General features: G+C 66.1%; 26 protein-coding genes. 10 read left to right on the forward strand and 16 right to left on the reverse strand.

The genetic code is table 11. The features are described from left to right. Positions 1-28: 28 nt before the first annotated feature. Positions 29-1,288 (forward strand): MFS transporter, encoded by a 1,260-nt coding sequence (locus LRS12_RS16240; RefSeq protein WP_257845579.1) that lies wholly within the window; start codon positions 29-31, stop codon positions 1,286-1,288. Here LRS12_RS16240 and rsmD read toward each other — a convergent pair. Together rsmD and LRS12_RS16250 are read right to left on the reverse strand one after the other, a co-directional pair. After that, positions 1,285-1,821, reverse strand: coding sequence for a 16S rRNA (guanine(966)-N(2))-methyltransferase RsmD (rsmD, locus tag LRS12_RS16245; RefSeq protein ID WP_257845580.1), 537 nt, complete (start codon positions 1,819-1,821; stop codon positions 1,285-1,287). The two genes, LRS12_RS16240 and rsmD, sit on opposite strands and share 4 nt — an antisense overlap. Then, complete coding sequence (locus tag LRS12_RS16250) at positions 1,818-3,185, reverse strand: pseudouridine synthase (RefSeq protein ID WP_257845581.1); 1,368 nt, start codon at positions 3,183-3,185, stop codon at positions 1,818-1,820. The genes rsmD and LRS12_RS16250 overlap by 4 nt, the downstream gene beginning before the upstream one ends. 106 nt (positions 3,186-3,291) lie before the next feature. Between LRS12_RS16250 and LRS12_RS16255 the strand changes: the two genes are divergently transcribed. Together LRS12_RS16255 and LRS12_RS16260 are read left to right on the forward strand one after the other, a co-directional pair. Continuing rightward, positions 3,292-3,723, forward strand: coding sequence for a response regulator (locus LRS12_RS16255; protein ID WP_257845582.1), 432 nt, complete (start codon positions 3,292-3,294; stop codon positions 3,721-3,723). 64 nt (positions 3,724-3,787) lie between these two features. Beyond that, positions 3,788-5,143, forward strand: coding sequence for an MFS transporter (locus LRS12_RS16260; protein ID WP_257845583.1), 1,356 nt, complete (start codon positions 3,788-3,790; stop codon positions 5,141-5,143). On the opposite strand, the gene LRS12_RS16265 is transcribed toward LRS12_RS16260, so the two are convergent. The 9 genes from LRS12_RS16265 to LRS12_RS16305 form a co-directional block, all read right to left on the reverse strand. Beyond that, positions 5,140-5,625, reverse strand: coding sequence for a DUF6628 family protein (locus LRS12_RS16265; protein ID WP_257845584.1), 486 nt, complete (start codon positions 5,623-5,625; stop codon positions 5,140-5,142). The genes LRS12_RS16260 and LRS12_RS16265 overlap by 4 nt on opposite strands. Before the next feature lie 30 nt (positions 5,626-5,655). Continuing rightward, entirely contained in the window at positions 5,656-6,081 is a 426-nt protein-coding gene (locus tag LRS12_RS16270) for a glutamate ligase domain-containing protein (protein ID WP_257845585.1), read from the reverse strand. Continuing rightward, positions 6,005-6,967: a folylpolyglutamate synthase/dihydrofolate synthase family protein gene (locus tag LRS12_RS16275; RefSeq protein WP_257845586.1), complete on the reverse strand. Its 963-nt coding sequence runs from the start codon at positions 6,965-6,967 to the stop codon at positions 6,005-6,007. Before LRS12_RS16275 ends, LRS12_RS16270 begins: the two co-directional genes overlap by 77 nt. Further along, a complete protein-coding gene (locus LRS12_RS16280; protein ID WP_257845587.1) occupies positions 6,967-7,350 on the reverse strand; it encodes an endonuclease domain-containing protein in 384 nt (127 codons plus the stop codon). Before LRS12_RS16280 ends, LRS12_RS16275 begins: the two co-directional genes overlap by 1 nt. Before the next feature lie 50 nt (positions 7,351-7,400). Beyond that, positions 7,401-8,261 carry an acetyl-CoA carboxylase, carboxyltransferase subunit beta gene (accD, locus tag LRS12_RS16285; RefSeq protein WP_257845588.1) on the reverse strand — a complete coding sequence of 287 codons (861 nt, stop codon included), beginning with the start codon at positions 8,259-8,261 and terminating at the stop codon, positions 7,401-7,403. Then, entirely contained in the window at positions 8,258-9,064 is an 807-nt protein-coding gene (gene trpA, locus LRS12_RS16290) for a tryptophan synthase subunit alpha (RefSeq protein ID WP_257845589.1), read from the reverse strand. The genes accD and trpA overlap by 4 nt, the downstream gene beginning before the upstream one ends. Then, positions 9,057-9,197: a hypothetical protein gene (locus tag LRS12_RS16295; RefSeq protein WP_257845590.1), complete on the reverse strand. Its 141-nt coding sequence runs from the start codon at positions 9,195-9,197 to the stop codon at positions 9,057-9,059. Before LRS12_RS16295 ends, trpA begins: the two co-directional genes overlap by 8 nt. 41 nt (positions 9,198-9,238) lie before the next feature. Continuing rightward, positions 9,239-10,468, reverse strand: a complete 1,230-nt coding sequence (gene trpB, locus LRS12_RS16300; RefSeq protein WP_257845591.1) for a tryptophan synthase subunit beta — start codon at positions 10,466-10,468, stop codon at positions 9,239-9,241. Between the two features lie 105 nt (positions 10,469-10,573). Then, the gene (locus tag LRS12_RS16305; RefSeq protein WP_257845592.1) at positions 10,574-11,026 is read right to left on the reverse strand and encodes a GatB/YqeY domain-containing protein; all 453 of its coding nucleotides are present in this window, start codon (positions 11,024-11,026) and stop codon (positions 10,574-10,576) included. Between the two features lie 134 nt (positions 11,027-11,160). On the opposite strand from LRS12_RS16305, the gene carA reads away from it, so the two are divergent. From carA to greA, 3 genes are all read left to right on the forward strand, one after another. Then, positions 11,161-12,321, forward strand: coding sequence for a glutamine-hydrolyzing carbamoyl-phosphate synthase small subunit (gene carA / locus LRS12_RS16310; RefSeq protein ID WP_257845593.1), 1,161 nt, complete (start codon positions 11,161-11,163; stop codon positions 12,319-12,321). Positions 12,322-12,649: 328 nt separating this feature from the next. Continuing rightward, positions 12,650-15,982 carry a carbamoyl-phosphate synthase large subunit gene (gene carB / locus LRS12_RS16315; protein WP_257845594.1) on the forward strand — a complete coding sequence of 1,111 codons (3,333 nt, stop codon included), beginning with the start codon at positions 12,650-12,652 and terminating at the stop codon, positions 15,980-15,982. Between the two features lie 83 nt (positions 15,983-16,065). After that, complete coding sequence (gene greA / locus LRS12_RS16320; RefSeq protein WP_257845595.1) at positions 16,066-16,542, forward strand: transcription elongation factor GreA; 477 nt, start codon at positions 16,066-16,068, stop codon at positions 16,540-16,542. Between the two features lie 34 nt (positions 16,543-16,576). On the opposite strand, the gene LRS12_RS16325 is transcribed toward greA, so the two are convergent. The 5 genes from LRS12_RS16325 to LRS12_RS16345 all read right to left on the reverse strand — a co-directional run bounded on the left by LRS12_RS16325 (position 16,577) and on the right by LRS12_RS16345 (position 18,481). Continuing rightward, positions 16,577-16,795: a DUF4170 domain-containing protein gene (locus tag LRS12_RS16325; protein WP_257845596.1), complete on the reverse strand. Its 219-nt coding sequence runs from the start codon at positions 16,793-16,795 to the stop codon at positions 16,577-16,579. Positions 16,796-16,915: 120 nt separating this feature from the next. Beyond that, positions 16,916-17,164, reverse strand: coding sequence for a hypothetical protein (locus tag LRS12_RS16330; RefSeq protein WP_257845597.1), 249 nt, complete (start codon positions 17,162-17,164; stop codon positions 16,916-16,918). A 79-nt stretch (positions 17,165-17,243) separates the two neighbouring features. Continuing rightward, positions 17,244-17,603 carry a hypothetical protein gene (locus LRS12_RS16335; RefSeq protein WP_257845598.1) on the reverse strand — a complete coding sequence of 120 codons (360 nt, stop codon included), beginning with the start codon at positions 17,601-17,603 and terminating at the stop codon, positions 17,244-17,246. Then, entirely contained in the window at positions 17,600-17,941 is a 342-nt protein-coding gene (locus LRS12_RS16340; protein WP_257845599.1) for a phage holin family protein, read from the reverse strand. The genes LRS12_RS16335 and LRS12_RS16340 overlap by 4 nt, the downstream gene beginning before the upstream one ends. Positions 17,942-17,959: 18 nt before the next feature. Next, positions 17,960-18,481 carry a hypothetical protein gene (locus LRS12_RS16345; RefSeq protein WP_257845600.1) on the reverse strand — a complete coding sequence of 174 codons (522 nt, stop codon included), beginning with the start codon at positions 18,479-18,481 and terminating at the stop codon, positions 17,960-17,962. Positions 18,482-18,623: 142 nt separating this feature from the next. Between LRS12_RS16345 and eno the strand changes: the two genes are divergently transcribed. The 4 genes from eno (at position 18,624) to LRS12_RS16365 (ending at position 21,828) form a co-directional block, all read left to right on the forward strand. Further along, positions 18,624-19,901, forward strand: a complete 1,278-nt coding sequence (gene eno, locus LRS12_RS16350) for a phosphopyruvate hydratase (protein ID WP_257845601.1) — start codon at positions 18,624-18,626, stop codon at positions 19,899-19,901. 31 nt (positions 19,902-19,932) lie between these two features. After that, the gene (locus LRS12_RS16355; RefSeq protein ID WP_257845602.1) at positions 19,933-20,244 is read left to right on the forward strand and encodes a septum formation initiator family protein; all 312 of its coding nucleotides are present in this window, start codon (positions 19,933-19,935) and stop codon (positions 20,242-20,244) included. Positions 20,245-20,337: 93 nt separating this feature from the next. Next, positions 20,338-21,054: a hypothetical protein gene (locus LRS12_RS16360; RefSeq protein ID WP_257845603.1), complete on the forward strand. Its 717-nt coding sequence runs from the start codon at positions 20,338-20,340 to the stop codon at positions 21,052-21,054. Between the two features lie 309 nt (positions 21,055-21,363). Next, positions 21,364-21,828 carry a hypothetical protein gene (locus LRS12_RS16365; RefSeq protein WP_257845604.1) on the forward strand — a complete coding sequence of 155 codons (465 nt, stop codon included), beginning with the start codon at positions 21,364-21,366 and terminating at the stop codon, positions 21,826-21,828. The last annotated feature ends 224 nt before the right edge of the window (positions 21,829-22,052 follow it).

Below are 22,052 nucleotides of genomic sequence, written 5' to 3' on the forward strand. Positions count from 1 at the left end.
CGGGGGGCGCTGAATTTGGGAGGGACGGATGGACGCTGACCGGACGCGGCGACGGCGCGCGCTGTGGGCGAGTTTCGTGGGGACGGGGATCGAGTTCTACGATTTCTATATCTACGCGACCGCCGCGGCGCTGGTGTTCGGGCAGATCTTCTTTCCCAAGAGCGATGCCGGGGTTCAGCAGATGCTGAGCTTCGCGACATTGGGCGTGGCGTTTTTCGCGCGGCCATTGGGTGCAGCGGTGTTTGGCCATTATGGCGACCGGATCGGGCGCAAGGCGACCCTGGTCGCGTCACTGCTGACGATGGGGCTTTCCACGACATTGGTGGCGTTCCTGCCGACCTATGCGACCGCAGGGGTCGTCGCGCCGCTGGCCTTGTGCGTGCTGCGCTTCGGGCAGGGGTTCGGCCTGGGTGGCGAATGGGGCGGGGCGGCGTTGCTGGCGGTGGAGAATGCGCCGCCGGGCTGGCGCGCACGCTATGGCTGTGCGCCGCAGATGGGCGCGCCGGCTGGGTTCATCGCCGCGAATGGGCTGTTTCTGCTGCTGTTGAGCTGGATGACTCCGGCGCAGTTCGCCGAATGGGGCTGGCGCATTCCGTTTGCGCTGTCGGCGGCACTGGTGCTGGTCGGGCTGTGGGTGCGCCTCAAGCTGGGCGAGACGCCCGAGTTCAAGGCGTGCCTCGCCGAAGCGCCGCCGCCGCGGGTGCCGCTGGGCGAGTTGATCGAAAAGCATGGCGCGACGTTGCTGGCGGGCACGGTGGGGGCGATCGCGTGCTTTGCGGCCTATTACGTTGCGACGGCGTTCCTGCTCGGCTGGGGGACCAAGACGCTGGGCTATTCAATGCAGACGTTCCTGGGGTGCCAGCTGGTCGCGATCCTGTTCATGGCGCTGGGCATCTATCTCGCCGCGTGGCTGGCCGACGCGAAGCTCGACCCGCGCCGCGTGCTTGCGGGCGGGTGCGTCGCGGTGGTCGGCGCGGGGTTCGTGATGGCGCCGCTGATGGCGGGCGGAATTGCCGGGGTGCTGGTGTTCCTGTCGGGGATCCTGTTCCTGATGGGGTTTGTCTATGGGCCGCTCAGCGCATGGCTGACCGACCTGTTTCCCGCGCGGGTGCGCTATACCGGCGTGTCAATGGCGTTCAACGTGGCGGGAGTGATCGGCGGCGGGCTGACCCCGGTGATCGCGCAGAAGCTGGCGATGAGCTACGGGCTCGCCCCGGTGGGCTGGTATCTGAGCGGGGCTGCGGCGGTGAGCCTTGTGGCACTGGTGGCGATGCGCTCGAAAGCCTAGGCGGGCCGCAAGATCGTCAGCTTGGCCTTGCCGTGAACCCGCTCCGTATCGGTGATGAAACCGGCGACGTCGACACTTTCGGCCTTGGCGGTTTCGATGCTGATCCAGGTGGCGGGACCGGTCCAGCCGAGGCGGGCGAGCTTGTCGAGCGCGACAGATCCCGCGCCGGTGCCATAGGGCGGGTCCATCATGATCAGGTCGAGCGGCTTGGGTGCGGGGCCGAGCCCCATTACCGAGCTGGCGCGGATGTCGGGACGGATGCCGAGCTTTTCGGCATTGGTGCGCAGCGCGTCGAGCGCGGCGCGGTCCTGTTCGACGAACAGGCACGACGCGGCACCGCGTGACAGGGCCTCGAGGCCAAGTGCACCCGAACCGGCGAACAGGTCGGCGACGGCCAGCCCCTCGAAACTGCCGACGCGGCTGGTGAGCATCGAGAACAGCGCCTCACGCGTGCGGTCGGCGGTGGGGCGGGTGGCGTCGCCCTTGGGCGCGACCAGCGGGCGGCCGCGCCAGGTGCCGGCGATGATTCTCATTTGCGCGGGCCTCGCTTGCCGGGCGCGGGCGTACCGCGCGGGGGCTTGGGCGGTCCGCCCTTGCCGGCGGGCGGGCGGTTGCCGGGAGCCGCACCGGGGCGGCGGTCATTGGGGCGGTAGGCGCGCTTGGGCCGGTCGAGCAACGGGCCGGCGTCGTCGTCATGCTGGGCGTGACGCGCGGCGGGCGTTTTGCTGAACGGCTTCCCTTTCGGGGGAGCGGTTCGACCGGAGGAGTCCGGGCGCGGGGGCCGTGTAGCACCTGCAGCTGCATCGGGCCGCTGTCGGCGCTGCCCTTCCCCTTGGCCGTCGCCGAACGGGGCGGGGTTGGATTGACGTTGGGTCCTGGCCTGATGACGGCGGCGCTGGGCCACGCCGAACTTCTCGGGACCTTTCTTTTCCGCTGCGGAGCGCTGCGGACGCGCGGGTTTATAAGCCTCGGGCTCCCGAGCGTTGGCGGGGGCCTGCGCGACGATCTTGCGGCGTTCGGCGCGGTTGGTCGGGAGCGCGGCAGTGGGTGCAGCGGGCGTTTCCTCTGGGTCGGCGTCCACCGCCTTGGGCTTGCCCGACAATTGCAGGTTCGACGCCGCCTTGCCGCCGCCGGGTCCGGTCAGCGTGTTGCGGAACACCACCAGATCATGCTGGCGAATCTCGTCCACTCCTCCGATGGGCATGTCGCCGAGGTGGAAGGGGCCGTAGCGGGTGCGGATCAGGCGGCTGACCTTGAGCCCGAGATGTTCGAGGACGCGGCGGACTTCGCGGTTCTTGCCCTCGGTCAGGGTCAGTTCGATCCACACATTCGCGCCGGTGCGGCGTTCGAGATTGGCGTTGATCGAGCCATAGCGGACGCCGTCGATCTCGACACCCAACATCAGCTCTTCCAGCTGCTCCTGGCTGACCTGGCCATAGGCGCGAGCGCGATAGCTGCGCTCGACCCCGGTTGCGGGGAGTTCGAGCTGGCGCTTGAGCTCGCCATCGGTGGTCATCAGCAACAGCCCCTCGGTCGCGAGATCGAGGCGGCCGACCGGCATCAGCCGGGGGAGCCCCTTGGGCAGCTTGCTGTAGATGGTCGGGCGACCGGCGGGGTCGCGTTCGGTGGTGAGCAGCCCGGCGGGCTTGTGGAAGCGGAACAGGCGTGCGGGGGCGGGGGCGGCAACCGGGTTGCCATCGACGGTGACGCCATGGAGCGAGGTCAGCACGGTTGCGGGGGTGGTCAGGACCTGACCGTCGAGCGCGATGCGGCCATCAGCGATCATGCGTTCGATTTCGCGGCGTGACGCGATTCCGGCACGGGCGAGCAGCTTGGCGATACGCTCACCGGATTTGGCTGGTTGCCGTTCAGGTTCATTGGTGGATGAGGGGGACATTGGCGCGCGATACAGCGGGTTGGGCCGGGGCGCAAAATTCTTGTGCGCGGACGAACCCGAAAGCGTTCAATGCGTTTGGCAACCGTAACATTCGGGTGGGTGCAGCGTGTTCGGGAAGAAGAAGCGGCGGATCGTTCGGGTGCTGATCGTCGAGGACGAGCCGCTGGTGGCGTTCGACACCGAACATTTCCTGTCGGAAGAAGGCTTTACCGTCGTTGCCACGACCGATTCGGTAGGCGAGGCGATTGGGTACATCATTGCGCCGGACAAGCCGGATATCGTGCTGGTCGATCTGGGCCTGAGCGATGGGAGCGGCGCGGATGTCGCCCATGCCGCCTGCGCCGAGAATATCCCCGTTCTGATCGTCACGGGCCGCAATCCCGACGAGATCGAGGCGGTCGGTCTTGGCTGCCTGACGAAGCCGTACAAGCAGCGTGACCTGATCGCCGCGATCGACATTTGCGAGGCGCTGACCGAAGGGAAAAGCCCCAAGCGCATTCCATCCGCCCTGCGCCTGTTCCAGCCCGCCGCGCAATAATCCTTCGCCGGGCTTTGCAGCGTCGAATTTGTCGCTAGGGTCGCCCGACCTAGGGAGGATTTGGATGAGCGACGCGGGGGGATTGGAAGCAGGGGTGGAGGCGCGCAAGCGCAGCATTGGCGAGGTCATGCTGCCCTATGTGAAGCCGCGCCCGCTCGCCGCGCTGCTGCTGGGGATTTCGAGCGGATTTCCGCTTGCGCTGCTGCTCGGCACGATGACGTTCTGGCTGGCGAAGGTCGGGATCGACAAGAAGACGATCGGCTTCGCAGTCGGGCTGACGACCCCCTATACGCTCAAATTCTTGTGGGCGCCGCTGATCGATCGGATCCGCTTGCCCCTGCTCTCGGATCTTTTCGGGCAGCGGCGGGCCTGGCTGTTCCTGATCATGGCGCTGTTGTTCGGTGCGGTCTGGATGCTGGGCGCGAGCGATCCGCGCGACGGCAATATGGGGCCGTTCGCCTTCTGGGCGATCGTCGTGGCGTTCCTCGGGGCGACGCAGGATATCGTGATCGACGCCTATCGCATCGAAATCCTGCCCGACGAGCAATTGTCGCACGGCACCGCGAACAACCAGTTCGGATACAGGCTGGGCGCGTTCGCGGCGGGCGTGGGAACGATCGCGCTTGCATCGTCGGAGGGATTCAACCTTGGCTGGGCGGCCGCTTATGGTCTGACCGGACTGTGCATCGTGCCGGGGATCATCGCCGCGTTCTGGGCCGGGCCGGGGCTGCACGAGGCGGTGATGCGGGACAAGGCGCGCCAGAGCATCGGCGGGTGGCTCCAGGAGACGCTGGTCGGCCCGTTTCGCGAGTTTTTCGGACGCAAGGGCGCGGTGCTGATCCTGTTGTTCGTGCTGATCTACAAGCTGGGCGACGCGATGGGGCAGGTGATGCTGAACCCGATGATCGTCGAGCTCGGCTTTACCGATACCGAGTTTGTGGCGATCAACAAGGTCGTCGGCTTTTGGGGGTTGATCGTCGGCACCGCGCTCGCCGCGCCACTGATGGCATGGTTGGGGCTCGGTCGCTCGCTGTTCGTGTCGGGCGTGCTCATGATGGTGAGCAATCTGACATTTGCGATGCTCGCCAGCCGTGGGCATGACGTGACCTGGCTGACCATCGCCGTCGCGACCGAACAGGTGACCAGCGGAATGGGGCTGACGGTGTTCGTGACGTACCTCTCCGGTCTGTCCAACCTGGCCTATACCGCGACCCAATATGCCCTGCTCTCGTCGCTTGCGGGCGTCGGCCGGACTTGGCTCTCGAGTCCGGCGGGCATCGCGGCCGATGCGCTGGGCTGGACGGGCTTCTGGCTCCTCACCACGCTCGTCGCGTTGCCCGGCATGGCATTGCTGTGGCTGTTGTGGCGCAAGGGATTTGTCGTCGAAAGTGTGCGCAAGGCGCGGTCGGGCGTGACCTAAACCTCTACCGGCATCCCGGCGTCGGCGAAGGCGTTGGCGAGGGCGTTGGCGGTCGCCAGCACGCCGTCCACGCGGCGGATGCCGAGCAGGTCGGAGAGGAGGAGGCGGGCGCGTTCGCTATCGCGCTCGATGCTGGCGATCACTTCGATCAGCGCGCCTTCGGACGCGGTCATGCGCGCACAGCACCAGGGCGCGATCTGGATCGGGCCGGCGCTGGCGGCCGACATCTCTGCCATCAGCGCGCGCAGCAGCAGCAGCGGGCCGCGGAATCCCTTGCCGAAGGCGGTGATGAAGGCATGGGCGGTGGCCGCGTCATTGAGGCCCTGTGCGCCGAGCTGACGCACGCCGAACAGCAACAGGCGCGCGGCGGGGTCTTCGGGCTGGACGCGGGGGAGGGCGTTGCCGAGAGTGGCGGCGGTGAGGGGGCGGGGGATGAATGGCGCAACGGGGCGACTCCTTGCTCTGGAGTGCCAGTCTGCCATCCTTCTATTGATAGTCAATCGCAATAAGGGTCAGTCGGGGAGTTCGTCGTTTTCCCGGAGCACTTCGCCCGCCAGGTAGAGCGAGCCGAGGATAAGGACGAGCGGGGCCGCCGCCTGAATGCTGGCGAGTGCCGTCGGAACGTCGGGTGCGGTCGCGGTGCTGGGGATGCCGAGCGCGCGGGCGGTGGCGGCGAGGTCCGCCGGGTCGTGATGCGCGTGGCCGGGGACCGGGACTGCGGTGAAGCTGGCCGCGAGCGGGGCGAAGGGGGCGAGCAGACCGGTCGCGTCCTTGTTCGACAACATGCCGAGGATCAGGTGCGCGGGGCGGCCGTTTGCGACCTGCGCCAGCGTGGCGCTGACCGACTGGGCGGCGGCCTCGTTATGGCCGCCGTCGAGCCAGATTTCGGCTCCGGCGGGCAGAAGCGCGTGGAGTGGGCCGGGGGTCAGACGCTGCATCCGCGCGGGCCAGCGCGCGGCGCTGGCGGCGCTGGCGAAGGCGCTGTGGGGAATCGTCAGCGTGCGCTGGTGACGCAGCGTGGCGATGGCGAGCGCGAGATTGGCGGGCTGATGCGGGCCGGCGAGGGTGGGGGAGCGGGGCTTCTACCTCGCCCTGTGCGTCGCGGTAGAGCAGGCGATCGGGGGTGACGGTGAAGTCCCATGCGGTGCCGCGCGCGTGGACCGGAGCGTTCGCGGCGGCGGCGACCTGCGCGATGCGCGCGGAGACGCTGTCGCCATAGGCCATGGTGACGAGCGGGACGCCGGGCTTGGCGATGCCCGCCTTTTCGCCCGCAATCGCTTCGGCGGTGTCGCCGAGGAACGCCTGATGGTCGATGCCGAGCTGGGCGATGGCGCAGGCGGCGGGGGCGGAGATGACGTTGGTGGCGTCGAGACGGCCGCCCAGGCCAACCTCGATGATGCAGGCGTCCGCCGGGGTGCGGGCGAAGGCGAGGAAGGCGGCGGCGGTGGTGACCTCGAAAAAGCTCGCGCCGATGTCGCCGCCGGCGTCGAGCACCTGTTCGAGCAGGGCGGCGAGGGTCGCGTCGTCGATCAGCTTACCGCCAAGGCGAATACGCTCGTTGAAGCGGACCAGATGCGGGCTGGAATAGACATGCGCGGCGAGGCCCGCGGCCTCGACCGCGGCGCGCAGGAAGGCGCAGGTCGAGCCCTTGCCATTGGTCCCCGCGACATGGAGCACGGGGGGCAGGTTGAGATGCGGGTTGCCGATCCGGTCGAGCAGTGCGGTGATGCGGCTGAGGCCGAGCACATCGGCACCGGGGCCGAGCGCCCAGAGACGGTCGAGCTGGCGTTGGACGGCGGGGTGGGAGGAGGTCGCGTGGTCCATCAAACCCTCTCCCCTCCGGGGAGAGGGTTTGGGAGAGGGGCGGTGTCGAGGGCTTCGCTCAAGGCGGCCAGGACGCCATCGAGGTTGTTCATCACATCGTTGTTCCAGAAGCGGATCACGCGGTAGCCTTGCGTTTCCAGATAGGCCGTGCGCCCGTCGTCGTGCGTTGAATCGTCGTGGGTGGCCCCGTCGAGTTCGATGATGAGCTTGCGCGAGCGGCAGACAAAGTCGGCAATATAGGGGCCGATCACGACCTGGCGGGTGAACTTGACCCCTTCGAGCCGCTTGGCGCGGAGGGCGGTCCAGAGTTCGCGCTCGGGCTGCGTCATCTCGCTGCGCATCGAGCGGGCGCGTTCGAGTAACTTGGGGTTGGTCTGTGGCACTGCCCCTCTCCCAACCCTCTCCCCGGAGGGGAGAGGGCTTTACGAATGCCTCACGCCGCCGCCTTTTCCTCCACCAGCAGGCCGATCAGGGCGCCGAGCTTTTCGCGCAGGTCCTTGCGGTGGACGACCATGTCGATCAGACCGTGGTCGAGATAATATTCGCTGGTCTGGAAATCGTCGGGGAGCTTTTCGCGGATCGTGCTTTCGATCACGCGGCGGCCGGTGAAGGCGAGGGTGGCCTTGGGCTCGGCGATCTGGACGTCGCCGAGCATCGCGTATGCCGCCATCACGCCGCCCGAGGTCGGGTCGGTCAGCACCACGATATAGGGCAGGCCGGCGTCGTGGAGCATCGAGATGGCGACGGTGGTGCGCGGCATCTGCATCAGCGACAGGATGCCCTCCTGCATGCGCGCGCCGCCGCTAGCGGTGAAGACGATGTAGGGGGCGCGGGCGCCGATCGCGGCCTCGACCCCGGCGATGAAGGCTTCGCCGACCGCCTGGCCCATCGATCCGCCCATGAAGGCGAAATCCTGCACGCCGATCACCGCGCGCTGGCCGAGGATGGTGCCGCTGGCGTTGAGGAACGCGTCCTGCTCGCCGGTGCTGGCGCGCGCGGCCTTGATGCGGGCGGGGTAGGGTTTCTGGTCGCGGAACTTGAGCGGGTCTTCGGCGACCTTGGGGTTCGGGAGGACGGTGTAGCTGCCCGCGTCGAACAGTTGCTCGAACCGCGCGCGGCCGCCGATGCGTTCATGATGGTCGCAGATCGGGCAGACCGACTGGTTTTCCTGGAGTTCCTTGACGAACACCATCTGCCCGCAGCCCTTGCACTTGTGCCAGAGGTTGTCGGGCGTCTCCGCCTTGTTCGGGATGACGAGCGAGATCGCGTTGCGGACGCGGGTGAGCCAGCTCATGCGGCGATTTCCTTGCGTGCTGCGGCCAGTGCGGCCGACAGGGATTGGATATAGGTACGGACGGCGGCGGGGGCATTGGCGCCCTGTGCCGCGATGATGTCGATGATCGCAGAGCCGACGACGACGCCATCGGCGACGCGGCCGATCGCGGCGGCTTGCTCGGGCGTGCGGACGCCGAAGCCGACCGCGACGGGCAGGTCGGTTGCGGCCTTGAGCCGGGCGACGGCGGCTTCGATGCTGTCCTGTGCCGCCTGCTGCTTGCCGGTGATGCCGGCGACCGAGACGTAGTAGAGGAACCCGCTCGCGCCATTGAGCACGGCGGGCAGGCGCGCGGCGTCGGTGGTGGGGGTGGCGAGGCGGATGGTGGCGATGCCGTGCGGGGCCAAGGCGGCGATCTCGTCCGCTTCCTCGGCCGGAATGTCGACGATGATCGCGCCGTCGACGCCTGCGTCCGCCGCCTTTTGCGCGAAGGCTTCTGGCGTCGGGCGGGTCATGGTGTTGGCATAGCCCATCAGCACCAGCGGGGTGTCCGGGTGGCGCTGGCGAAAGGCGGCGGCGATGGCGAGCACGTCGGCCGTGCGCGTGCCGGCGGCGAGGCTGCGCAGGTTCGCCGCCTGAATCGCCGGGCCGTCGGCCATCGGATCGGTGAACGGCATGCCGAGTTCGATCACATCGGCCCCGCCCGCGACGAGCGCGTCGAGGATGGCGGCGGTGTCGCCGTCACCGGCGGTGACGAAGGTGACGAGCGCGGCGCGATGGTCGCGCGCGGCGGCGGCGAAGGTGGTGGCGAGGCGGTCAGCCATTCTTCTTGCGCTCAAAATGTTCAACGACTCCCAAGCCAATCATGAACAGCGCCATACTCACGACGGTAGCATTCCTGATAAAATCCGCGTCGCTGCGCTCAGTGAACAACCATGCCCAAATGCCTATGGCCATGCTTGCAGCAAGTGCCGACGCGAAAAGCCACCCAAGGATTCTCATATCGCCACCCCCAGCGCCTCGGCGACGGTGAAGATGTCCTTGTCGCCGCGGCCGCAGAGGTTGGCGAGGATCACCTGATCGCGGCGCATTTCCCGTGCCTTGACCGCGACCGCTGCGATCGCGTGCGAAGGCTCCAGTGCGGGGATGATGCCTTCGGTGCGGCAGAGCAGCTGGAATGCGTCGAGCGCTTCGGTGTCGGTCACGCTGGTATAGGTGACGCGGCCGATGTCCTTGAGCCAGGCATGTTCGGGGCCGATGCCGGGATAGTCGAGTCCGGCGCTGATCGAATGCGCTTCGGTGATCTGGCCGTCCTCGTCCTGCAGCAGATAGGTCTTGTTGCCGTGGAGGATGCCGGGTTCGCCGCCCGCGAGGGACGCGGCGTGTTTCTTGTCCAGCCCTTCGCCCGCCGCTTCGACGCCGAGCATCGCGACATCGGCATCGTCGAGAAACGGGTGGAACAGGCCGATCGCGTTGCTGCCGCCGCCGATCGCGGCGACGAGCAGGTCGGGAAGGCGGCCGGTGCGGGCGAGCATCTGCGCGCGGGCTTCCTTGCCGATCACGCTTTGAAAGTCGCGAACCAGTTCCGGATAGGGGTGCGGGCCGGCGGCGGTGCCGATGATGTAGAAGGTTTCGTGCACGTTGGCGACCCAGTCGCGCAGCGCTTCGTTCATCGCGTCCTTGAGCGTGCCAGCGCCGCTGGTGACCGGGCGAACTTCGGCGCCGAGCAGCTTCATGCGGAACACGTTGGGCTGCTGACGCGACACGTCCTTGCCGCCCATGAAAATGGTGCAGGGCAGGCCGAAGCGCGCGCAGACGGTGGCGGTGGCGACGCCGTGCTGGCCCGCGCCGGTCTCGGCGATGATCCGCGTCTTGCCCATGCGGATTGCGAGCAGGATCTGGCCGATGCAATTGTTGATCTTGTGCGCGCCGGTGTGGTTGAGCTCGTCGCGCTTGAACCAGATTTCGGCACCCATGCCCTCGGGCGCGTTTTCGCGCAGCGCTTCGGTCAGCCGTTCGGCGTAGTAGAGCGGGCTGGGGCGGCCGACATAATGTTCGAGCAGATCGTCGAACTGTGCGGCAAAGGCGGGGTCGGCTTTCGCGGCCTTATACTCGCGCTCGAGGTCGAGCACGAGCGGCATCAGCGTTTCGGCGACATAGCGCCCGCCAAACTGGCCGAAATGTCCCCGCTCGTCAGGCTGGGCGCGGAAGCTGTTGGGTGCGGTCATGGTCAGGCGCGTTTAGGCGGGGATTGGCGCGACGCCAAGCGTTGTTGGCGGAAGGAATTCTTGGGGCCCTTATCCTCCCCCTTGCGGGGGAGGATTGGATCTCGCTCAGCTCAGCGCCGCCTTCACAAGCCCGGACGCCTTGCTCATGTCGAGGCTTGCCGCGTGGCGGGCTTTGAGTTCGGCCATGACGCGGCCCATGTCCTTCATGCCGGTGGCGCCGAGGTCGGCCTTGATCGCCTCAATGGCTGCGGTGGTTTCCTCCGCGCTCATCTGCGCGGGGAGGAAGGTTTCGATCACCGCGACTTCGGCCTTTTCCTTGTCGGCGAGTTCCTGGCGGCCGCCCTTTTCGAACATCTCGATCGATTCGCGGCGCTGCTTGACCATCTTTTGAAGCACTTCCACGACGAGCGCGTCGTCGTCGGCGACCGGCGCCTGCGTGCGCGCCTCGATATCGCGGTTCTTGATCGCGCTCTGGATCAGGCGGATGGCGGCGGTGCCTTCCTTGTCGCCGCCCTTCATTGCGGTGACGAGGGCTGCCTTGATGTCGTCGCGGATCATATTCTCTCTACCCACAGGTGAATCGGAATTATCCGCCATTAGACCGCACAGGCGGTTGACGCGAGGGGGGTAGGGGTCTAGCGGGCAGCGCTTAGCGACATCGCCGGAAAAACTGACAGGAGCGACCTTCTCTGATGGCCGAAGCCACGCCTATTATCGTGCCTGAAGGAGCTACAGGCGTTCTGGTTCTCGCCAGCGGCGAGGTCATCTGGGGCCGTGGATTCGGGGCCGAGGGCGCGGCGGCGGGGGAAGTGTGCTTCCACACCGCGATGACCGGATATCAGGAGATCATGACCGACCCGTCGTTCGCGGGCCAGATGATCTGCTTTACCTTTCCCCATATCGGCAATGTCGGTGCGAACCCGGACGACGTGGAGGCGGACAATCCGCACGCGCTGGGCATGATCGTGCGCGAGGATGTGACCGAGCCGTCGAACTTCCGCAGCGTCGAGCATCTCGACACATGGATGAAGAAGCATGACCGCATCGGCCTGTCGGGGATCGACACCCGCGCGCTGACGCGGCGCATTCGCGGCAAGGGCGCGCCGAACGGCGTGATCGCGCATTCGGCGAGCGGCGAGTTCGACATTCCCGCGCTGATCGCGCAGGCGCAGGCCTGGCCGGGGCTGGAGGGCATGGACCTTGCCATTACCGTCACCACCGAGACCCATTTCGGATGGGAAGGCGGCGTGTGGCGGCTGGGATTTGGCTATGAGGTCGATGGCGATGGCGCGCGGCCGCATGTCGTGGCGATCGACTATGGGTCGAAGCACAATATCTTCCGCAATCTGGTGAAGGCCGGGGCGAAGGTGACGGTGCTGCCCGCGACCGCGACGGCCGAGCAGGTGTTGAGCTTCAACCCCGATGGCATCTTCCTGTCGAACGGGCCGGGCGATCCGGCCGCGACCGGCGCATATGCGGTGCCGGTGATCCGCGAGTTGCTGGCGACGAAGAAGCCGCTGTTCGGCATCTGCCTGGGCCATCAGCTGCTGGCGCTGGCGGTGGGCGCGCAGACGACCAAGATGTTCCAGGGCCATCGCGGCGCGAACCATCCGGTCAAGCGGCTGAGCGACGGGACGGTCGAGATCACGTCGATGAACCACGGCTTCGCGGTCGAGAGCGCGACGCTGCCCGCAGGCGTGGTCGAAACGCATGTGTCGCTGTTCGACGGCAGCAATTGCGGGATCGAGATCGACGGCGGGCGGGCGTTCAGCGTGCAATATCACCCCGAGGCTTCGCCGGGGCCGCAGGATAGTTTCTATCTGTTTGAGCGGTTTGTGGGGATGTTGCGGTGAGGGCTGTTCTAGCGCTCTGGCTTCTTGGCACATACGCAACGGACGCCGCACCTTCGAAGGATATGTCCTATTCGTGGGGGCCGCCCACAACGGGATCGTACTGGGTTCCGAAAGGCACGACGCCGACGAAGATTGATGAGGCGGCAGCGGCGTGCTCAGCAGCTGTCACTGTCGTGGCCATTTTTCACGGGCCGCCCGTTCCTGATAAATATGACGATACTTTCCTTTATAGATTTGAGCCTGCTTCGGATGAAAACTCGCGCATCTGCACGACTGAGCGCCTCGGAGCGATCCCGGAGCTGACCTTGACGGTACAAGAGAAAAAATAATGCCTAAACGCACCGACATCTCCTCCATCCTCGTCATTGGCGCTGGTCCCATCGTGATCGGTCAGGCGTGCGAGTTCGACTATTCGGGCACGCAGGCGATCAAGGCGCTCAAGGAAGAGGGCTATCGCATCGTCCTGGTCAATTCGAACCCGGCGACGATCATGACCGATCCCGAGCTGGCTGACGCGACCTATGTCGAGCCGATCACGCCCGCGGTGGTCGCCAAGATCATTGAGAAGGAGCGGCCCGATGCGGTGCTGCCGACGATGGGCGGGCAGACCGCGCTGAATACTGCGCTGGCGCTGGCGAACGATGGCACGCTGGAGAAGTTCGGCGTCACCATGATCGGCGCGAATGCCGAGGCGATCGACAAGGCCGAGGATCGGCTGAAATTCCGCGACGCGATGGACAAAATCGGGCTCGACAGCGCGCGTTCGGCGATTGCGCACACCGAGGCGGAGGCGCTGGAGGGGCTGGAGAAGGTCGGGCTGCCGGCGATCATCCGTCCGTCCTTTACGCTGGGCGGGACCGGCGGCGGCATTGCCTATAACAAGGAAGAGTTCATCGACATCGTCCGCAAGGGGCTGGACGCATCGCCGACGACCGAGGTGCTGATCGAGGAGTCGCTGCTCGGTTGGAAGGAATATGAGATGGAGGTCGTGCGGGATCGCAACGACAACTGCATCATCATCTGTTCGATCGAGAATGTCGATGCGATGGGCACCCATACGGGTGACTCGATCACGGTCGCGCCCGCGCTGACGCTGACCGACAAGGAATATCAGATCATGCGCAACGCCAGCATCGCGGTGCTGCGCGAGATCGGCGTGGAGACCGGCGGGTCGAACGTGCAGTTCGCGGTGAACCCGAAGGACGGGCGCCTGATCGTGATCGAGATGAACCCGCGCGTGTCGCGGTCCTCGGCGCTGGCGTCAAAGGCAACGGGCTTTCCGATTGCCAAGGTCGCGGCGAAGCTGGCGGTCGGATACACGCTGGACGAGATCACCAACGACATTACCGGCGCGACCCCGGCGAGCTTCGAGCCGACGATCGACTATGTCGTGACCAAGATCCCACGCTTTGCGTTCGAGAAGTTCAAGGGCGCGGAAGCGACGCTGGGCACCGCAATGAAGTCGGTCGGCGAGGTGATGGCGATCGGCCGCAACATCCATGAATCGATGCAGAAGGCGCTGCGCGGGCTGGAGACCGGCCTGTCGGGCTTCAACAATGTCGAGCATCTGCAGGGTGCGCCGCGCGACGTGATCGAGGCGGCATTGGCGCAGCGCACGCCCGACCGGCTGCTGATCGCGGCACAGGCGCTGCGTGAGGGGTTCACGGTGGCCGAGGTGCATGCGCTCGCGGCATACGACCCGTGGTTCCTGGAGCGGATTGCCGAGATCGTCGCGGCGGAGGAAGAGGTGTGCCGGGGTGGCCTGCCGCAGGATGCGGCGGGGATGCGGCGGCTCAAGTCGATGGGCTTCAGCGACAAGCGGCTGGCGTGGCTGGCGCTCCGCTCGGCAGATCTGCGCGAGGGCACCGACGCGATGGCGCGCTCGTCGGGCCTGATCGGGGACGTCGTCAAGGCGATGACCGGCGGGGTGACCGAGGCGGACGTGCGCAAGCTGCGCCACAAGCTGAACGTGCGCCCGGTGTTCAAGCGGATCGACACCTGCGCCGCCGAGTTCGACGCGAAGACGCCGTATATGTATTCGACATATGAGGCCCCGTCCTTTGGCGAGCCCGAGTGCGAGAGCATGCCGACGTCCGCCAAGAAGGTCGTGATCCTGGGCGGCGGGCCGAACCGGATCGGGCAGGGGATCGAGTTCGATTATTGCTGCTGCCACGCCTGCTTCGCGCTGGCGGATGCGGGCTATGAGACGATCATGGTCAACTGCAACCCGGAAACGGTGAGCACCGATTATGACACGTCGGATCGCCTTTATTTCGAGCCGCTGACGGCGGAGGATGTGCTGGAAATCCTGCACGTCGAAATGTCGCAGGGGACGCTGGCGGGGGTGATCGTCCAGTTTGGCGGGCAGACGCCGCTCAACCTGGCGCGCGCGCTTGAGAGTGCGGGCATCCCGATCCTGGGCACCAGCCCCGACGCCATCGACCTGGCCGAGGATCGCGAGCAGTTCGCCGACCTGGTGTCGAAGCTGGGGCTCAAGCAGCCGAAGAACGGCATCGCGCGCAGCCGCGAAGAGGCGATCGCGGTGGCCGAGCGGATCGGCTATCCGGTACTGACGCGCCCGAGCTTCGTGCTGGGTGGTCGGGCGATGGAGATCGTCGATACGGTCGAGCAGCTCGATCACTATATCCAGACCGCGGTTCAGGTGTCGGGCGATGCCCCGGTGCTGATCGACCAGTATCTGCGCGACGCGATCGAGGTCGATGTCGATGCGATCAGCGATGGCGACGATGTGGTCGTTGCGGGCGTGCTGCAGCATATCGAGGAAGCCGGTGTCCATTCGGGCGACAGCGCCTGCTCGCTGCCGCCCTATAGCCTGCCCGACGCGATCGTTGCCGAAATCGAGCGCCAGACCGACGCGCTGGCACGCGCGCTCAAGGTCCAGGGGCTGATGAACATCCAGTTCGCGGTCAAGGACGGCGAGGTCTACCTGATCGAGGTGAACCCGCGCGCGTCGCGCACCGTGCCGTTCGTCGCCAAGGCGATCGGGATTCCCATCGCGAAGATCGCGAGCCGGGTGATGGCGGGCGAGAAGCTGAAGGATCTGCCCAAGATCGACCGGAACATCGACTATGTTGCGGTGAAGGAAGCCGTCTTTCCTTGGGGCCGCTTCCCCGGCGTCGATCCGGTGCTGTCGCCGGAAATGAAGTCGACCGGCGAAGTGATGGGGATCGACCGCGATTTCCCGATCGCTTTCGCCAAGGCACAGCTGGGTGCCAGCACGGTGCTGCCGAGCGGCGGCGCGGTATTCGTCAGCGTCAAGGACGGCGACAAGCCGGTGGTGCTCCCGGGGGTGCGGCTGCTGGTCGAACAGGGCTTTACCATCGTCGCGACCGGCGGGACGGCGGAGTATCTCGCGGCGCAGGGCGTGCCGGTCGAGCGGGTCAACAAGGTCGCGCAGGGTCGGCCGCACATCGTGGACCGGATCCGCGACGGCGATATCGCGCTGATCTTCAACACCACCGAGGGGTGGCAGAGCCTGAAGGACAGCGAATCGATCCGCGCATCGGCGCTGTCGCTGAAGGTCCCGTACTTCACCACGGCCCCCGCCAGCGTCGCCGCATCACAGGCGATTGCCGCCTTGAGTGGCCAGTCCCTTGAAGTCCGCCCCTTGCAGGCTTACTATTCGCAATCGCACAATTGATCCCCCACAACGAAGGTTAGGGTGCGGGCGAGCCAATTCAGGCACGCCGGGGGAAGGGGCTTTGACGAAGGACGCGTGTTGAAATGGCGACGGTCGAGAAGATGCCGATGCTGGCGGAAGGCTATGAGAAGCTCAATGAGCAGCTCAAGGCGCTGAAAGCCGAGCGTCCGCTGATCGTGGATGCCATCGAGGAAGCACGCGCGCATGGCGACCTGTCGGAAAACGCCGAATATCATGCGGCGAAGGAACGGCAGGGCCAGGTGGAGGCGTCGATCGCCGACATCGAGGACAAGTTGAGCCGTGCGCAGATCATCGATCCGCGCGATCTGTCCGGCGACAAGATCGTTTTTGGCGCAACGGTGACGCTGCTGGACGAGGACGACAAGACGGTGAAGTACCAGATCGTCGGCCAGGCCGAGGCGGATGCCAGGACCGGCCGGATCAGCTACAACTCGCCGCTAGGCCGTGCACTGATCGGCAAGATGCTGGGCGAAGAGGTCGAAGTGACCGTTCCCGCTGGCGACCGCTGGTACGAGGTCAACAAGATCGAGTTCATCTGATCGGGTTCCCCTCCCGCATGCGGGAGGGGAGTTCTCACCCCTCCGCTTCCGGCTCCATCAGCCGGTGGAGGTGAACCACCACATATTTCATCTCGGCGTCGTCGACCGTGCGCTGCGCGGCACCGCGCCATGCCTTTTCGGCGCTGGCGTAGTCGGGAAAGATACCGACCACGTCGAGCTTGGTCGGATCCTGGAAATCGAGCGTCATCGGGTCGGTTACGCGACCGCCGAAGACGAGGTGCAGCTTGCTCATATATGCTCCCGGGGAATGAGATACCGGAGCGCCTTAGCCGTTATGCTGCATCGCACTCAATACCGTGCGGTGACGGAGGTCTCATCAATCCTCCCCCTGGCGGGGGAGGAGAAGAGATGATTACGCGTCTGCCTTGGCGGACGCAGCGTCCTTTGCTGCGCTGAACGCCGATCCGATGATCTTGCCGATCTGTTCCTTGGCGGCGTCGCGCTGGGGGAGGATCGCGTCAATTTCGGCCTTCCCCGCTTCGCGCGCGGCAGCAGCGGCGGCGGTGGCACCTTCGGCGATGCGCTTGCCCACCGGGGCGAGCAGTTCCTTTTCCTTTTGCAGGCGCGGGACCAGCGCGCCGATCACGACGCCCAGCGCCACGCCGCCGGCGACGATCGCGAGCGGATTCTTCTCGATGCCCTCGGCGCGGTCGGGGGTCGCGGTCTTGCGGGGGGAGTGGTCATGTTGACGATCCTTTCTTCGGACGGGGCTTGGTCCTGGATTTGGGGGTTGCGCTGCGTTTCTTCAAACTCGCCTTGGCCGCTGCGGTTGCACTGCCGACGAGCAGGCGCGTGAGCGGGCGACGGGCGAGGAACAGCAACGCCGCACCTGCCACGGTTGCGACAGTGCGCGGATGGGCGCGGACGGTGGCGACGGTGTCGCGTGCGACGCCGATTGCGACATTTTCCACCGCGTCCTGCGCCAGCGCCATCGGATTGAGCTTGTCCTGCATCCGGCCGAGCGTTCCGAACAGCCGCGCGCGAGCATTGCGGCTGCGCGCTTCGGCTTCGGCCAGGTCGGAGGGAAGAAGGTCGCTCATGGCATGTTCCGGGGGCGGATGGCGCGGCGATAGCGGCGCAGCGCCGCGCGCCCCGCGAGGGCGGCGGCGGCGAGCGCAGAGACGAACACGATCAACGTCGCGGCGGTCGGGCCGACATGCGGCGAGAGGATCAGCACCAGTCCCACGATCAGCGCGATCGCAGCGGAATTGGCGAGCAGAAACACGATCGCGCCGAGGATCAACGCGGCGCGTGCATCCTCCAGCCGGGCGAGAGCGAGCGTCTTCCAATAGCTGATTTCCGCATCGGCAAAGGCGCGCGCATCGGCGACCGCCTGGGCCACCAATGCGCCGATGCTGTCATCATCCCGTTCGTCCACGCACGCCCCCGTCACCGATTACACCTTGGGGCCGTTGCCCGGATCACCCTTGTCGGCGAGGTCGCCCGCGGCGTCGAGCCCGGACTTGAGCAGGCGGGCGAGGATGAAGCCGACCCCTGCGGCAATGCCGACCGCGACCGCCGGGCTTTTCTTCACGAACTCGCGCGCATCGTCGAGCAGGTCGTCGACCTGCTTGCCACGCAGCGAATCGGCAAGGCCGGAAATCTGGTCGGCGGCGGAACGGGCATATTGGCCATATTGCTCGCCCAACTTCTCATCGACCGTCCCGGCGGCGTCGCGCATCAGGTTCGAGAATTCGTCGAGCGCGCCGGTCGCCTTGTCCTTGCCGGTATCGGCAAAGGAGCGCGCCTTTTCGCCCGCCTGTCCGGCCAGCTTGCTCGCCTCGTCGCGCACGAAGGCGCCGGGTGCGCGCTTGCCTTCTTCGCCCGCTGCGCCGGTGTCCTTGACCGGGCGGGTCGCGACCAGCGCGTCGGTCGCGGGGTCCATGCTCTGATCCTTGGGGAAAGTTTCGTCAGCCATCGCTCGAAATCCTTTTGCTTGTCCAATCGAACAACCACGCCGCCCCATCGCGGTTCCCCGCACGACACGATTTGCCCGACGCCGCCGAACGGGATAGAGGCCCGCGCGACACCGTCATTGCCCAACGTAGGGAGGCCATTTCGTGACCGCAATCATCGACATCCATGCGCGCCAGATTCTCGACAGCCGCGGCAACCCCACGGTCGAGGTCGATGTCCTGCTCGAAGACGGCAGCTTCGGCCGCGCGGCGGTGCCTTCGGGTGCCTCGACCGGCGCGCATGAGGCGGTCGAAAAGCGCGACGGCGACAAGTCGGTCTATCTGGGCAAGGGCGTGCTGGAGGCGATCGAGGGCGTGAACGGCGAGATCGCCGAGGAGATTACCGGCCTCGATGCCGAGGATCAGGCCGAGATCGACTATGCGATGATCGAGCTGGACGGGACCGAGAATAAGGGCCGGCTCGGCGCGAACGCGATTCTGGGCGTCAGCCTCGCGGTCGCCAAGGCGGCGGCGGATGCGCGCGGGCTGCGGCTCTATCGCTATGTCGGCGGCGTTTCGGCGCATGTGCTGCCCGTGCCGATGATGAACATCATCAATGGCGGCGAGCATGCCGACAATGCGATCGATTTTCAGGAGTTCATGATCGTGCCGGTCGGCGCAGACTCGCTGGCCGAGGCGGTGCGCTGTGGTGCGGAGATTTTCCACACGCTGAAGAAGGGCCTGCACGACAAGGGCCTGTCGACCGCAGTGGGCGACGAGGGCGGTTTTGCGCCCAACATCGCGTCGACTCGCGAAGCGCTCGACTTCATCATGGCGAGCATCGAGAAGGCGGGGTACAAGCCCGGCGACGACGTGATGCTCGCGCTCGATTGCGCCGCGACCGAATATTATCGCGACGGCGCATACAAGATGGTGGGTGAGGGCAAGACCCTGACATCGGCGCAAAATGCCGATTTCCTGGCCGATCTGTGCGCGGGCTACCCGATCTTCTCGATCGAAGACGGCATGGCCGAGGATGATTGGGACGGGTGGAAGGCGCTGACCGAGAAGCTGGGCGGCAAGGTCCAGCTGGTCGGCGACGACCTGTTCGTGACCAATCCGAAGCGGCTGAAGCGCGGCATCGATGGCGGCTATGCCAATTCGCTGCTGGTCAAGGTCAACCAGATCGGCACGCTGACCGAGACGCTGGAGGCGGTGAGCCTGGCGCAGCGGTCGTCCTACACCGCCGTCATGTCGCACCGTTCGGGCGAGACCGAGGATGCGACCATCGCCGACCTCGCGGTCGCGACCAATTGCGGGCAGATCAAGACCGGGTCGCTCGCGCGGTCGGACCGGCTCGCCAAGTACAACCAGTTGATCCGCATCGAGGAAGAACTGGGCGATGCGTCGGTTTATGCCGGTCGCGGAATTCTACGGGGTTGATCGCCGACTCGGTTTGCGCGAGATTAACCCTATGAGCCGGTCCACCCCGTTCAACACGATCCTGCGTCGCGCCGGTCTTCCCGCCGTGGCGATCATCCTGATGGGCTTTTTCGCCTATTCGGCGGTGCTGGGTCCGAACGGGGTGCTGGTCTATGGCGACTACAAGCGCCAGCTCGACGTCAAGAAGGCCGAACTCGCCAAGCTGGAGGCGCAACGCGCACAGCTGCGCAACCGGGTGGCGCTGCTCAAGCAGAGCGGCGCCGATCCCGACATGGTCGACGAACTGACCCGCAAGAAGCTCAATGTCGTCCACCCCGACGAGGTGATCGTCACGCTCGATTGAGCGGAGCGGCAGCGCACCAGCGTATCCGCGTCCTTCCCGTTTTGCGAAACCATTTCGGTTGCGGTATAGTCACCGCGGGGTAACCGAAATATGGTGACGCAGAACGTGCACGGCGATGCCGTGACGGAAACGCCCATTGCCGCGACGCGGGGGATCGACCGGCCAGGCATGGCTGGTGGGGTCGACCCGTCTTCACCCACCGCAGCCGCCATACCGGTCTTCGCCGAACAGGCGGCGCAGGTTCAGTCTCTGCTTCAGCAGGCGCTGGCGGCGCGGGTCAGCGGCCTGATCCTGCTTGACGGGGTAGGCAACCCGTCCTTTGTCGACGACGGCGCGCGCGCGATATTGGCGGCGCGAGATGGCCTTCGTTGGGAATGTGACGGGTTTGCCGCCGTGCGGGGCCCCGAAACCCGGCGTTTGTGCCAGATGATATCCTGCGGCCTGTCGCGAGGGCCTGCCGCGCACCCGGCTATGCGGATGCAGATGCTGGTGACCCGGAATTCGGGCTGCCGGCCCTATCTGGTCCGGGTGATCGCGACGTCATGCGGCGAAGTTGTCTGTGCGGTGCACATCTTCGACCTTGGCATCGTGCATCTTCCCGATCCGGTGGTGCTGCGCGAAGTGTTCGGGCTGACCCAGCGTGAAGCCGATCTGGCGATCGAACTGGTGCGGGCAGGGGGATTGGCCTCTGCCGCTGCGGCAGCGGGGATGGCGCACAACACCGCGCGCAATCACCTGCATGGTATATTCGCCAAATGCTGCGTCATGACCCAGGCGGAGGCGGTGAGATTGCTCGCGGCGCTTCCCTGAATGCTGCGATGCGCTGGTCCGAACGGACCAGACGAGGTGAATCGACATGCATCTCACGTCGCCGGATGCTCCCCACCGCCAGATATGGCCGGGAAGAGGGATAGCACTATGAAATCGAGCATATATCCTAGAATTGGCACCGTCGCCGCAGCGTTGGCGATGACGCTGACAACCGCGAGCGCACCAGCGGGAGCACCGGTGCAGGCGGCCGGTCCTGCAAAGGTCGTTCGCGCGATTTGTTGTCGATGTGTCGATGGAAGCCAGCAGTCTGCTTCGATCAACACGCGCACGGCACCATGGACGGTTGCATTGGGGAATGGGGCAGCGCAGGCTGTCAGCAATGTCTCCAACCCCGCTTGGGGCGCTGCCGCTCCGGCGGGATGGGTCGGGCCGGCGACACCGTCGACGGGTACCTATATCTACAAGCTGACGATTGTAGTGCCGAAGTGCGTGATCGGTGGCAAGGTCTCGCTGAAGGGGCGTTTCGGAGCCGACAATAGCGGACAGTTGAGCATCGGCGGCAACGTGGTCGCATCGACCGCCGGCGGTAATCTCGGGTTCCAGGTACCCAATTTCGCCAGCTTCAGCGTCCCGGTCGGCGCGGGAACACATACGATCGAGGTGCGGGTTACGAACCCGCACGGTCCGACCGGAATGATCCTTCAGGGCGCGCTGCTGACCGATTGCCCGAGGTCGCCCGAACTGGGTGCCGCTGCGAGATCTTCGGATGATGCAGTCGCGTGCAGATGCGAGGCCGATAAAGCGAGCGTCTAACATTTAGAGCAACAGAAGGGGGGGGCGGAGCCTCTGCCCCCCTTTACCTGGCGATGATCGGCGCGCTTCGCGCGCCACACGCGATTCCGGTCATCCCAGCTATGAATGCATGGCCCCGCGCTGGCCCCTCGTGCCGCTTTGCCCCCGTGTCCCCGGGCAAGGCCCGCATCCGCCAGACCGTAACGTTAGATGCATTCGTTACTACCGGCGCCAGCCATTGCGCC

Origin of the sequence: Sphingomonas sp. J344 (assembly GCF_024700005.1) — a bacterium.
In the GTDB taxonomy this organism is placed as follows: domain Bacteria; phylum Pseudomonadota; class Alphaproteobacteria; order Sphingomonadales; family Sphingomonadaceae; genus Sphingomonas.

What these genes read in the sequence shown, in the direction of transcription:
- LRS12_RS16240 (WP_257845579.1), top strand. Translation starts at nt 29, where the DNA reads ATGGACGCTGACCGGACGCGGCGACGGCGCGCGCTGTGGGCGAGTTTC.
- rsmD (WP_257845580.1), bottom strand. Translation starts at nt 1,821, where the DNA reads ATGAGAATCATCGCCGGCACCTGGCGCGGCCGCCCGCTGGTCGCGCCC.
- LRS12_RS16250 (WP_257845581.1), bottom strand. Translation starts at nt 3,185, where the DNA reads ATGTCCCCCTCATCCACCAATGAACCTGAACGGCAACCAGCCAAATCC.
- LRS12_RS16260 (WP_257845583.1), top strand. Translation starts at nt 3,788, where the DNA reads ATGAGCGACGCGGGGGGATTGGAAGCAGGGGTGGAGGCGCGCAAGCGC.
- LRS12_RS16265 (WP_257845584.1), bottom strand. Translation starts at nt 5,625, where the DNA reads ATGGCAGACTGGCACTCCAGAGCAAGGAGTCGCCCCGTTGCGCCATTC.
- LRS12_RS16270 (WP_257845585.1), bottom strand. Translation starts at nt 6,081, where the DNA reads ATGCAGCGTCTGACCCCCGGCCCACTCCACGCGCTTCTGCCCGCCGGA.
- LRS12_RS16275 (WP_257845586.1), bottom strand. Translation starts at nt 6,967, where the DNA reads ATGGACCACGCGACCTCCTCCCACCCCGCCGTCCAACGCCAGCTCGAC.
- accD (WP_257845588.1), bottom strand. Translation starts at nt 8,261, where the DNA reads ATGAGCTGGCTCACCCGCGTCCGCAACGCGATCTCGCTCGTCATCCCG.
- trpA (WP_257845589.1), bottom strand. Translation starts at nt 9,064, where the DNA reads ATGGCTGACCGCCTCGCCACCACCTTCGCCGCCGCCGCGCGCGACCAT.
- LRS12_RS16295 (WP_257845590.1), bottom strand. Translation starts at nt 9,197, where the DNA reads ATGGCCATAGGCATTTGGGCATGGTTGTTCACTGAGCGCAGCGACGCG.
- trpB (WP_257845591.1), bottom strand. Translation starts at nt 10,468, where the DNA reads ATGACCGCACCCAACAGCTTCCGCGCCCAGCCTGACGAGCGGGGACAT.
- LRS12_RS16305 (WP_257845592.1), bottom strand. Translation starts at nt 11,026, where the DNA reads ATGATCCGCGACGACATCAAGGCAGCCCTCGTCACCGCAATGAAGGGC.
- carA (WP_257845593.1), top strand. Translation starts at nt 11,161, where the DNA reads ATGGCCGAAGCCACGCCTATTATCGTGCCTGAAGGAGCTACAGGCGTT.
- carB (WP_257845594.1), top strand. Translation starts at nt 12,650, where the DNA reads ATGCCTAAACGCACCGACATCTCCTCCATCCTCGTCATTGGCGCTGGT.
- greA (WP_257845595.1), top strand. Translation starts at nt 16,066, where the DNA reads ATGGCGACGGTCGAGAAGATGCCGATGCTGGCGGAAGGCTATGAGAAG.
- LRS12_RS16325 (WP_257845596.1), bottom strand. Translation starts at nt 16,795, where the DNA reads ATGAGCAAGCTGCACCTCGTCTTCGGCGGTCGCGTAACCGACCCGATG.
- LRS12_RS16335 (WP_257845598.1), bottom strand. Translation starts at nt 17,603, where the DNA reads ATGAGCGACCTTCTTCCCTCCGACCTGGCCGAAGCCGAAGCGCGCAGC.
- LRS12_RS16345 (WP_257845600.1), bottom strand. Translation starts at nt 18,481, where the DNA reads ATGGCTGACGAAACTTTCCCCAAGGATCAGAGCATGGACCCCGCGACC.
- LRS12_RS16355 (WP_257845602.1), top strand. Translation starts at nt 19,933, where the DNA reads ATGAGCCGGTCCACCCCGTTCAACACGATCCTGCGTCGCGCCGGTCTT.